This window comes from Marinospirillum alkalitolerans, from assembly GCF_045055655.1.
GTDB lineage: Bacteria > Pseudomonadota > Gammaproteobacteria > Pseudomonadales > Halomonadaceae > Marinospirillum > Marinospirillum alkalitolerans.
The window spans coordinates 65,886-76,500 of record NZ_JBANFI010000008.1; the positions used below are offsets into that span (position 1 = coordinate 65,886).

At 52.2% G+C, this 10,615-nt stretch carries 11 protein-coding genes; 5 read left to right on the plus strand and 6 right to left on the minus strand.

Annotated elements, in window-relative coordinates; translation table 11 throughout:
* Positions 1-90 precede the first annotated feature (90 nt).
* From V6U78_RS11830 to hemJ, 5 genes are all read right to left on the minus strand, one after another.
* Positions 91-1,677, minus strand: a complete 1,587-nt coding sequence (locus V6U78_RS11830) for a bifunctional aminoglycoside phosphotransferase/ATP-binding protein (RefSeq protein ID WP_405341097.1) — start codon at positions 1,675-1,677, stop codon at positions 91-93.
* A 103-nt stretch (positions 1,678-1,780) separates the two neighbouring features.
* Positions 1,781-3,070, minus strand: a complete 1,290-nt coding sequence (gene hemL, locus V6U78_RS11835) for a glutamate-1-semialdehyde 2,1-aminomutase (protein ID WP_405341100.1) — start codon at positions 3,068-3,070, stop codon at positions 1,781-1,783.
* Positions 3,045-3,728: a thiamine phosphate synthase gene (gene thiE, locus V6U78_RS11840; protein WP_405341103.1), complete on the minus strand. Its 684-nt coding sequence runs from the start codon at positions 3,726-3,728 to the stop codon at positions 3,045-3,047. Before thiE ends, hemL begins: the two co-directional genes overlap by 26 nt.
* Complete coding sequence (gene thiD / locus V6U78_RS11845; protein ID WP_405341106.1) at positions 3,721-4,542, minus strand: bifunctional hydroxymethylpyrimidine kinase/phosphomethylpyrimidine kinase; 822 nt, start codon at positions 4,540-4,542, stop codon at positions 3,721-3,723. The genes thiE and thiD overlap by 8 nt, the downstream gene beginning before the upstream one ends.
* A 25-nt stretch (positions 4,543-4,567) precedes the next feature.
* Positions 4,568-5,005, minus strand: coding sequence for a protoporphyrinogen oxidase HemJ (gene hemJ / locus V6U78_RS11850; protein WP_405341109.1), 438 nt, complete (start codon positions 5,003-5,005; stop codon positions 4,568-4,570).
* A 168-nt stretch (positions 5,006-5,173) separates the two neighbouring features.
* On the opposite strand from hemJ, the gene argC reads away from it, so the two are divergent.
* The 4 genes from argC (at position 5,174) to erpA (ending at position 7,970) form a co-directional block, all read left to right on the plus strand.
* Positions 5,174-6,226, plus strand: coding sequence for an N-acetyl-gamma-glutamyl-phosphate reductase (argC, locus tag V6U78_RS11855; protein ID WP_405341112.1), 1,053 nt, complete (start codon positions 5,174-5,176; stop codon positions 6,224-6,226).
* Positions 6,227-6,289: 63 nt separating this feature from the next.
* Positions 6,290-7,033 (plus strand): DUF6776 family protein, encoded by a 744-nt coding sequence (locus tag V6U78_RS11860; protein WP_405341115.1) that lies wholly within the window; start codon positions 6,290-6,292, stop codon positions 7,031-7,033.
* Complete coding sequence (locus tag V6U78_RS11865) at positions 7,033-7,557, plus strand: bactofilin family protein (protein WP_405341118.1); 525 nt, start codon at positions 7,033-7,035, stop codon at positions 7,555-7,557. Before V6U78_RS11860 ends, V6U78_RS11865 begins: the two co-directional genes overlap by 1 nt.
* Positions 7,558-7,616: 59 nt before the next feature.
* Positions 7,617-7,970: an iron-sulfur cluster insertion protein ErpA gene (gene erpA / locus V6U78_RS11870; protein WP_405341120.1), complete on the plus strand. Its 354-nt coding sequence runs from the start codon at positions 7,617-7,619 to the stop codon at positions 7,968-7,970.
* A 58-nt stretch (positions 7,971-8,028) separates the two neighbouring features.
* Here the strand turns inward: erpA and V6U78_RS11875 are convergent, their stop codons facing one another.
* Complete coding sequence (locus tag V6U78_RS11875) at positions 8,029-9,150, minus strand: anhydro-N-acetylmuramic acid kinase (RefSeq protein WP_405341123.1); 1,122 nt, start codon at positions 9,148-9,150, stop codon at positions 8,029-8,031.
* 118 nt (positions 9,151-9,268) lie between these two features.
* Here V6U78_RS11875 and tyrS point away from each other — a divergent pair, with 118 nt between their 5' ends.
* Positions 9,269-10,468, plus strand: a complete 1,200-nt coding sequence (gene tyrS, locus V6U78_RS11880) for a tyrosine--tRNA ligase (RefSeq protein ID WP_405341126.1) — start codon at positions 9,269-9,271, stop codon at positions 10,466-10,468.
* The last annotated feature ends 147 nt before the right edge of the window (positions 10,469-10,615 follow it).

The window sequence follows — 10,615 nt, forward strand, 5'->3', positions numbered from 1 at the left end:
CCTCTCCGGCCTGAAGGCCAAAGATTCCTACGGCGCTCAGGCGTGGCATGGAGCCAGTCCTGAGTCGCTTCGGTAGGTTCCTGCTGATGCTTAGTGCTGCTGAGCGGCCTCACCGAGATGCAGATGGTCACGGATCAGCTTGACGAGTGTCTGGCTGGCGGCCGGAGCATCCGTGTCCACCGTGACGGAGCAGGTGAGCTCTTCGCCTTCCAGTGGCTCATGGGTTTGTAGTTGTAACTCCAGCACCTTCAAGTCGGCCTCGGCGACCTTCTCTCCTTCATCCAGGCGCTTTTTGAGGCGGCGTCTTAAAGTGGCCTCATCGGCTTTCAACGAGATGATCAAGGAGGGGAGTCCTAGGTTCTCTGCTACAGCCAATAGTTGCTGGCGCTGGGCTTTTTTCAGATTGGTGGCATCGAGCGTGACCGGATAGCAGGCACGCAGAGCAAGATCAGCCAACTCGGTTAAACGCTGATAGGTCTGCGCGGTGGCTTCAGCGGTATAGATACCATCGGCCAGCTCGGCATGACTTTTTTGCTGAGGCTTGAGGCCAAAGAGACGCTTGCGCTCGACATCTGAGCGAATACGAATACCACCAAGTTCACGCACGACATTGGTGGTCAGCGTGCTCTTGCCGCTGCCTGAAAAACCGTGGGTGATCATCAGATAAGGCGGATGGAAATCTGTATAGCTTTCGGCAAGATCGGTATAGCTGCGGTATTGACGCAGGATAGAGGCCTTGTCTTCATCATCCAGGCCAGGTTGTGCCAGACGAAAGAGGCCGACCTTGGCGCGAACCAATGCGCGATAGACCTTATAGAAGCAGAGGAGCTGTAAGCCTTGGTAATCACCTGTCTGCTCTAGATAATGATTCAGGGTGATTTGCGCCATGCCTTGGAGGCCGCGATCTTCTAAATCCATCAGCAAGAAAGCCAGATCGCTGATCACATCACACCAGCGAAAAGCGTCATTGAATTCAATGCAGTCAAACGCGAGCACCTGCCCTTGCCAAAGGGTGGTATTGCCTAAATGCAAGTCACCATGACAGGCACACACCTTGCCAGCGGCGCGCCGTTCGATCATCAGATCCTCAAAGCGTGCGAAGGTGTCTTTCGACCAGGCTTCGAGCAGCTCCAATTGCTTCAGGGCGCTGTCATCCTGGAGTAGAGCGCGAATCTGCTCAAAGTTTTGTGCCACCGGTGCCCAGATGGCGGCGGGTGTACCGAGATCCTCGGGTGGGGTGGCTGGTTGCTGCTGAAGATGGAATTCGGCAATTTGATCCGCAAGCTGAATCAGATGCTCTTCACGCAGCTCGCCCCGTTGATGTAATGCATTGAGCAGCTGCTCATCATCAAAACGGCGCATCTTGAGCGCATATTCAAAAGGCGCACTGGCATCTCCCAGCAGGGGCGTACTCATCTCGCCTGAGATGGGGAGGACATCGAGATAAAGCTCAGCTGCCAAGCGCTGGTTGAGCTGCATCTCAAGCTGACAAAAGTGCTGTCGTGCTTCAAGAGTGGAATAGTCAAGAAAACCAAAATTCACCGGCTTTTTGATTTTATAGGCAAAGTCTCCGGCGAGAAAAACCCAAGAGATATGGGTCTCGCGCATCACGACTTGATCCACAGGATGTGGATAGGTGGCGGGTTGCTGCATCGCATGAATTAGGGCTTCAGACACGGGGCTCTCCACTTGGGATCTCAGATCTATCAGGGGCAAGGCGTCCCCAAAGAAGGCCACCCAGTCATCAGTGGCCTTCTTTGGAGATCGCGTTTTTACTAGCTTAGCTTTTTTTCAAGGTGGCAAAAGCTTTTTGTGCGGCTTCAAGGGTCAGTTGCAACTCTTCTTCACCGTGGCAAGAAGACACAAAACCCGCCTCGTAGGCCGAAGGCGCCAGATAGACGCCTTCTTTGAGCATCGCATGGAAGAAGCGGTTAAAGGCCTCGAGGTCGCAGGCCGTGGCAGCATTGAAGTTGTTGACGGATGGCTGATCGGTAAAGAACAGACCGAACATGCCGCCAACGGCCTGAGTGATCACTGGAATACCGGCTTCTGCCGCAGCGGCTTCTAAACCGGCGCAGAGACGGGTCACATAGTCGCTCAGCTGCTGATGAAACCCAGGTGCCTGAATCTTGCGTAAAAGCGCCAGGCCAGCTGCCATCGCAAGCGGATTGCCTGATAGGGTGCCGGCTTGATAGACAGGGCCGAGGGGTGAAAGGTGATCCATGACCTCTTTGCGGCCGCCAAAAGCACCGACGGGGAGTCCCCCACCGACGATCTTGCCCAGTGTGGTCAGATCGGGAGTGACTTGGTAATGGGCCTGCGCACCACCGAGTGCAACACGAAACCCAGTCATCACCTCATCAAAAATCAGCAGCGTGCCATATTGATCGCAGACGCGGCGCAGGGCTTCAAGATAGCCGGGCTGAGGTGGAATGCAGTTCATATTCCCTGCTACAGGCTCAACAATAATACAGGCAATCTCTTGCCCGACTTGGGCGAAGCAGGCTTCTAAGGCGGGGATGTCGTTGTAGGGCAATGTCAGGGTATGCTGGGCAAAATCAGCTGGCACGCCTGGCGAGGTAGGAACACCAAAAGTCAGCGCGCCTGATCCAGCTTTAACCAGCAGCGAATCACTATGGCCGTGGTAGCAGCCTTCAAACTTGAGGATTTTATCTCGCCCAGTATAGCCGCGCGCCAAGCGAATAGCGCTCATGGTGGCTTCAGTACCTGAGTTGACCATGCGCACTTTTTGCATCGAGGGAACGAGCTGGCAGAGGGTTTCGGCCATTTCTGTTTCTAGTGCGGTTGGCGCTCCATAAGACAAGCCCAGCTCAAGGCGTTGGCGTACTGCATCCAGGATATCCTCATCGGCATGGCCGGTAATCATTGGTCCCCAAGAGCCGATATAGTCGATATAGCGCTGGCCGTCTTCATCATACATATAAGCGCCCTTGGCTTTTTGGATAAAGATCGGTGTGCCGCCCACGCCTTTGAAGGCGCGCACAGGTGAGTTGACGCCACCGGGGATCGAATGCTGGGCGCGTTCAAAAAGTTCTGCTGAGCGAGTCATGCTGTACCTCATTAAAAGGAAAAGAATTCGCCTCTTGTAAGGCGTGTTGATATTGCTGCGCCACCTGCTGCGGTTGGGCGGTATTAAATAGACTGTCGCAGACGGCAATCATCTGAGCACCGGCGCGGACCACCTCACCTGCTGTAGCGGGTGTGATGCCACCAATGCCAACCATAGGCAAACCGAATCTGGCCGCCTGCTGAAAGATATCTAGGCTGGCAGGTGGCGCTTCTGGCTTGGTCTGAGAAGGAAAACAGCGCCCAAAGGCGAGGTAGTCGGCCCCTTGATCCAGCGCGCGCTGAGCGAGATCCAAGCTGGCATGGCAGGTCTGGCCGATAATGGCGTGTGGCCCCAAAAGCTGGCGCGCCTGGGTGATAGAGCAATCCTGCTGGCCTAGATGGACGCCATGCGCATCACACGCTTTGGCGAGATAGGGGTCATCGTTGATCAGGAAAATAACATGATACTCACGGCATAACCTAGCGAGCAGACGCGCCTGACGCAGCGCGCGGCTGGCATCCTGATCCTTAGCGCGATACTGCAAGATCTGCACACCGCCTTCAAAGGCGGCTTGGGTGCTGCTTAAAAGAGAGAAATCACTGTGCAGCTGGCGTGCTGAAGTGATGGCATAGAGCCCAGTTAAGCCAGAATTAGTCATTGAAAAAGTCCGTTGTGCGCAGCGGGAGCTTTTGCCCTTGAGTCAGTTGCACACCTTGTTCAAGGCTGTGCCAGGTGAAATCCTGTGCTTGGGTGACGGCTTGGTCCAAGGCCTCGCCACGTGCGAGCAAAGCAGCCAGAGCGGCAGCCAAGGTGCAGCCTGAACCATGATACTCACCCTCAAGGCGAGTCCAGCGGCTGGTCATCACTTGGGAGGTGCCTTGGCGATATAGAAGGTTCTTAACCGTGCGTGTTGGCGCATGGGTGCCAGTGACCAGCACCGCACGGCAGCCACTTTTTAAAATGGCTTTGGCCTGTGCATCCACTTCAGCGTGTTGCGGTGCCAGTTGCGCCAGTTCAGGAATATTGGGGGTGACCACCTGAGCCAAAGGTAGCAGTTGATCGCGCAGGTGATGCAGCTGTTCACGACTTTCCAGCAATCCAGTGCCTGATCCAGAAGCCATGACGGGATCGATCACCAAAGGAAGCTGTGCTTGTTTGAGCCAGTGAGTGATTTCTTTTTGCAGTGCTAGGTTACCCAAAACACCAAGCTTCACCGCGGCAGGTTGGAAGTCTTGTAACAGCAGATCCAGCTGACGTAAAAAATCCACAGGAGATTGAGGCATCAGGCTATCGAAGCGCTCTGTATTTTGTGCAGTGAGGCAGGTCACTAAAGTGAGTGGCCAGGCCCGCATGGCCAAGGCTGCTTGGGCATCGGCAATAATGCCTGCCCCGCCGCTTGGATCATGGCCTCCAATCAGCAAGACGCTGGGATAGCTTTTCTGAAAATGTAAAGGGATACCTGGCTCGATCATGCTGGTTGCTCACCTCAATTACGGATTACCAAGGTTTGATCACCACCAAAAGCACAACGAAGATCAAAATAAAAACAGGCAGCTCGTTAAACACCCGAAACCAGACATGGCTATAGAGATTTTTGTCCTGAGCAAATTGGCGTAGCAGATGACCACACCAGAAGTGATAGCCAATCAGCAGCCCCACCAGCACCAGCTTAATTTGCATCCAAGTTTGGCTTAGATAGCCGCTAAAATTGATGCTCAACAAGCCTACGCCGAGCAAAATAACAACCCACATTGAGGGCGTCATAATGCCGCGATAAAGTTTACGCTCCATGATTTTGAAGCGCGCAGAGCCTTTTTGATCATCTTCTTGCAGTGCCAGAGCGTGGTAAACATACAGGCGTGGTAGATAGAATAAGGCAGCAAACCAGGTCACTACAGCCATGATGTGGAAGGCCTTCATCCATAGATAGCTCATTTTGCTCACTTTATCTGCTAGGGTGAAATCAAGAGCCGACAGGATAACTCAAATCTTGCAGGAAGGGAAAATGCCCAGCTTGGCAGCATACTTACCCATTAAAATTGTGTATTATTTCTGAAATCTTAAGCAGCCGATGGCACAAATTGGTTTGGGAAGGAGAAAAACGTGGTCAAGATAGGCATAGTTGGTGGGACAGGCTACACAGGTGTTGAACTCTTGCGTTTGCTGGCCCAGCACCCGCAGGCCGAGGTGGTGTTGATTACCTCTCGCTCCGATGCGGGGACACGCGTTGAAGACATGTATCCCAATCTGCGTGGTCACTATCCTGATCTTCTTTTCTCTGAGCCCAATGTTGAGCGTATGGGGCAGTGTGATGTCGTTTTCTTTGCCACGCCACATGGTGTAGCGCACAGCATGGCGCAGGCCCTGCTTGATACAGGAACACGGGTGATCGATCTTTCTGCTGACTTTCGTTTGCGCGATGCGGATGAGTGGGCTGAATGGTATGGCCAGCCTCATGGCGCCCCCGAGCTGTTGTCCGAAGCTGTTTATGGCTTGCCAGAGCTTGTTGATCATCAGCGTATTCAGCAGGCACGCTTGATCGCGGTGCCAGGATGCTATCCTACCTCTGTTCAGCTGGGCTTAGCACCACTTTTAGAAGCTGGCTGGATCCACACCGATGGTATTATTGCCGATTGTAAATCAGGTGTGTCGGGTGCAGGTCGAACAGCAAAGCTGGGTTCCTTGCTGTGTGAGGCAGGTGAAAGCATGAAGGCCTATTCAGTCGGTTGTCATCGTCATCACCCTGAAATTACGCAAGGTCTTAGTGATGTGGCTGGGCAAGCCGTAGGGCTGACTTTTGTGCCGCACTTGACTCCGATGATTCGGGGTATTCATTCTACACTCTATGTTCGCTTGACTGCTGACAACCTGAAACGAAATGATGTAGAGATTCAGCAGCTTTATACTGCTCGCTATGACAAGATGCCTTGCGTCGACCTGATGCCCTGGGGTGCTTGTCCAGAAACGCGCAGCGTTCGTGGCAGTAATCTGTGCCGTATTGCACTTCATCGTCCGCAGAATTCGGATCTGCTGGTGATTCTTTCTGTCATTGATAATCTGGTTAAAGGTGCGAGCGGGCAGGCGATTCAAAATATGAATTTGATGTTTGGCTTCGATGAATCTCTTGGGCTGACTGCGCCAGGTTTGATGCCTTGAATACAGATGCCTTGAATAAAGAGGTCAAGGCAAGTCTGGCTTGAATAAACTGGAAGAGAACCAATGAAGAAAGGAACGGGACAAGACGAGCGTCTAGAAATAGTAGCCTATAACCCTTGGCGACGCTTCTTTGCGCGGACTGGCATCTTATTGTTGATGGTTGCCTTAGGCTTGGGTGGTTACTATTACGGTCAATGGTCTATCTGGCATGAGCGTGGCACTGCAGTGATTGAGCGGGATGAGCTTCGGGTGACAACACGCGAGCAGTCGCAGGCGCTGAGAGAACTGCGTCAGCGTGTGCTGGCTGCGGAGAGCGGTAACGCGGTTGATCGTCGTGCTTATCAGGAAGTGCAGCAAACCGTATTGAACCTGAATGCGCGTATTGCCCAGCTTGAAAACGAGCTACACTTCTACCAGCGGGTCATGGCGCCAGATCAGGTAGACCAAGGTCTCAGAATTGATCGCCTCGAGATCCGCCCAACAGCCACAAATCGTGTTTATGATTACCAGTTGGTGATCACTCAGGTAACTGACAATAATACTTTTATAGAAGGGCGAGCCCTGATTAGTCTTGTCGGGGCGCGTGGAGAAACGCAAAATGTGACCTTGCCATTAAAAGATGTTTCTCCAGAAGTGGATGATTTAAGTGTTCGTTTCCGCTTCCGTTTCTTCCAGAATGTAGCTGGACAGATTCATCTACCCGAGGACTTCGAGCCAGAAAAGGTTCGAGTTGTTTTACAATCGACCGGAAGCCGTGCTATGCGCATAGAAACAGAATTTGATTGGTCAAGCCAGGAGGCCTTGTAATGTTTGGAAAAAACGCTCCCGCGGCGAATCACTTTGACACCCTGATTTCCAGCAAAGCTGAGATAGTGGGTGATATCCATTTTTCAGGTGGCCTGCATATCGATGGTCGTGTGCACGGCAATATTATTGCTGATGATGACTCGAAAGCGGTTTTGCGCATTAGTGATAAGGGTCGAGTGGAAGGTGAAGTCTCTGTTCCTCATCTCGTTGTCAATGGCACGATTGTCGGCGATGTTCATTCTTGTGAGCATCTTGAGCTGGCTGCCAAGGCGGTGGTGAAGGGGAATATCTTCTATAACACTGTTGAAATGGTGATGGGTGCACAGGTCGATGGCCGACTCGAGCATCGCTACAAGAGCAGTGGTAAGGGTGGTGAAAAGCCAGTGATGCCTAAGAAGGTCACGCGTGAAAAGCCCAGCCCCTTGTCGGTGGATGCACCTGACACAAAGGTGTTGAACAAGCCTGAGCCAAAAGCTATGCCGCAGGCTGCACCTCAGCCTATTGTCGATAAGAAGCAAGGCTAATACTTGACAGTTTTACTTGGTTAAGGCAGGCTTAGGCCTGTCTATACTGGAGTCGTATTATGTCCTCTGCTGTGAGTTTTACCCCCAAAGCGCTCTTTGTGACGCCTGCTGCGATTAAAAAGCTGAAAACTTTAATCGAAGAAGAGCAGAATCCAGATCTCTTTTTGCGTGTCTATGTGACAGGCGGAGGCTGCTCTGGGTTTCAGTATGGTTTTGGTTTTGCAGAAGAAATTCAAGACGACGATACAGTCATAGAAGAGGAAGGTGCGCGTTTTGTTCTGGACGCGCTCAGCTATCCTTATCTATTGGGCTCGACCTTGGACTACCAAGAAGGGCTGGAGGGTGCGCGCTTTACCTTGACTAATCCCAATGCTTCCAGCACCTGCGGCTGTGGCTCCTCCTTCTCCATCTAAGTCTTCGCTGTTTTGGTGAATTCCCTCTTCTGATCTTTGCTGCTGCAACGCGCTCTGGCTAGAGCCAAGAGCGTGCTCGGCCTGGGCAAAGCTGTCCCAAGGGTACTGGATGCTGGGCTCCTGTCACGGCGGGTAGGTTGGCATTGTGTCCATTCAAGAAGGCAAAGGCCAGCCATGCAAAAGCCAAGGCTTCCATTTGATCTTCAGCGATCCCTAGGGCGCGAGAGGATTGGCAGAGGCGAGGGGCGAGGTGTTCCTTCAAGCGCTGCATTAAAAAGTGATTTTTGGCACCGCCGCCAGCGATAAAGATGCCGCTTTGGGCTTCGGGGTCAAGCTGATGGATGGCCTGGCTCAGCGTCAGGCAAGTCAGCTCGACCAAGGTCGCCATCACGCTCGCTGGATCAAGCGAAGCCAATCTACTTTTGCCAATTTTATTTTCTAGCCAAGTCAGGTTGAACTTCTCTCTGCCGGTGCTTTTGGGCGGAGGGGCACGAAAGTAGGGATCATCTATTAATTCATGCAACAGCTCTGTATCACATGTCGCGCTGGCAGCATAGCGCCCATCTTGGTCGTAGTTTCCTAATCCTAAATACTGATACCAGCTATCGAGTAATGTATTGGCTGGGCCAGTATCAAATCCAAGGCACTCTTTCTTATTCGGTAGCCAAGTGATGTTGGCGATGCCGCCAAGGTTGACGAGGATGCGCGAGTTCTCTGCGCTTGCACAATAGGCAAGATGAAATGCGGGGACCAGTGGTGCGCCCTGTCCTCCTGCAGCAAGATCACGCTGACGAAAACCATAAACAATATGCTGGCCGGTACGCTCTGCAATGAGTGCGGGATTCAGCATTTGCAGAGAGAAGCCCAGCTCGGGCCGATGCTCCAGTGTCTGTCCGTGGCATCCTGCTGCGATCAACTGGCTGTTATCGGGTAGCTGCAGACAGAGTTTTTCTAAGTGCTCGGCATAAAAAAGAGACAGGGCTTGCTCTGTTCGCGCCCAGGTCGTGAAGTCGATCTGTGATGCTGCCACCAATTGACTCAGCTCTTCTCTCAAGTTCTGTGGAAAAGGGGCAAAAGCATGATGCAGCAGCGTGAATCCTGTGTCATCAAAGCTGGCCAGTACACCATCGATACCATCTAGGCTGGTGCCTGTCATGAGTCCTGCGTAGACAGATCGCATCAGTGACCTCTGACGAAGAAAATGAATAGTAGGTATAATCTTGGCTGGTTCCTTAATCCTTTGGATTAAGCACAGCTGAGAGCTTAAAGCCCAGCGATAGAAAGTGAAAGGGTAAAGCATGACTAACCAAGAAGCGACACTGGCCATCATTAAAAGAGGTGTGCATGAGGTTTTAGTTGAAGACGAGTTAAAGGCAAAGCTGGCCTTAGGGCGGCCTTTGCTCGTTAAAGCGGGTTTTGATCCGACAGCGCCTGATTTACATCTCGGACATACGGTGCTGATTAACAAGCTGCGCCAATTGCAGGATCTGGGGCATCAGGTTTTGTTCTTAATAGGTGATTTCACCGGTCGTATCGGTGACCCTTCAGGAAAAAGCGTAACGCGCAAGCCGCTGACAGAAGAGCAGGTCATGCAAAATGCGCAGACCTATAAAGAGCAGGTCTTTAAAATTCTTGATCCAGCGAAAACCCGTGTTGTCTTTAACTCTGAATGGATGGGCGCAATGAGCGCGGCACAGCTGATCGGTTTGGCTGCCCAGTCTACTGTTGCGCGGATGCTGGAGCGGGATGATTTTGAGAAGCGCTATAAGGGTAATCAGCCGATCGCGATTCATGAGTTTCTCTACCCGCTGATCCAGGGTTATGACTCGGTTGCCTTGCAGGCGGATATTGAAATGGGCGGCACAGATCAGAAGTTTAATCTGCTGATGGGTCGTGAGCTGCAAAAAAGCCAAGGCATGGAGCCTCAGGTGGTTATCACCGTTCCCTTGCTGGAAGGTCTGGATGGCGTGCAAAAAATGTCCAAGTCCCTGGGCAACTACGTTGGCATCGATGAAGCACCGGGTGTGATGTTTAATAAACTTGTCTCTATGCCTGATAGTTTAATGTGGCGCTACTTTGAGCTGCTCTCTTTCCGAAGCCTGGAAGAGATTGAAGGTCTGAAGCGTGATGTCGAGCAGGGAGCGAACCCGCGTGATATCAAAATCCTGCTGGCGCGTGAGTTGATCGAGCGCTTTCATGGCGCAGAAGCGGCGGCTACTGCACACAAGTCGGCAGGCAACCGTTTGGCTGAGGGTGAGTTGCCAGAAGATCTTCCAGAGGTCGTGCTTGAGTTGGGCGCAGATGAGGATTTGCCTATTGTCGCCGTGATTAATCGTGCTGGCTTGACGAGCAATAGCGCACAAGCCAAAGATGCGGTGAAGCGTGGCGCGGTGAAGGTGGATCATCAGGTAGTAGATGAAGAATGTCGTCTCGCCAAAGGCACAGAGCAAGTGATTCAGGTGGGTAAGAAGAAGTATGCTCGGGTGCGCTTAAGCTAGTTTGTCATTTTTTTACAAAAAGGGGTTGCGCTTTAAAAATAGATCCCTATAATACGCAGCTCTTGTGAAGGCGACCTCGGAAACGCGGTTGGATAGAAGCCTTGGCAAGAGTTGCAAGGTTTTGTTTTTTCTCGGGTTTTTAGAAGT

Coding starts and splice junctions, on each gene's coding strand:
- thiE (WP_405341103.1), bottom strand. CDS start 3,728: ATGACTAATTCTGGCTTAACTGGGCTCTATGCCATCACTTCAGCACGC.
- thiD (WP_405341106.1), bottom strand. CDS start 4,542: ATGATCGAGCCAGGTATCCCTTTACATTTTCAGAAAAGCTATCCCAGC.
- V6U78_RS11860 (WP_405341115.1), top strand. CDS start 6,290: ATGAAGAAAGGAACGGGACAAGACGAGCGTCTAGAAATAGTAGCCTAT.
- erpA (WP_405341120.1), top strand. CDS start 7,617: ATGTCCTCTGCTGTGAGTTTTACCCCCAAAGCGCTCTTTGTGACGCCT.
- tyrS (WP_405341126.1), top strand. CDS start 9,269: ATGACTAACCAAGAAGCGACACTGGCCATCATTAAAAGAGGTGTGCAT.
- hemL (WP_405341100.1), bottom strand. CDS start 3,070: ATGACTCGCTCAGCAGAACTTTTTGAACGCGCCCAGCATTCGATCCCC.
- V6U78_RS11865 (WP_405341118.1), top strand. CDS start 7,033: ATGTTTGGAAAAAACGCTCCCGCGGCGAATCACTTTGACACCCTGATT.
- V6U78_RS11875 (WP_405341123.1), bottom strand. CDS start 9,150: ATGCGATCTGTCTACGCAGGACTCATGACAGGCACCAGCCTAGATGGT.
- hemJ (WP_405341109.1), bottom strand. CDS start 5,005: ATGAGCTATCTATGGATGAAGGCCTTCCACATCATGGCTGTAGTGACC.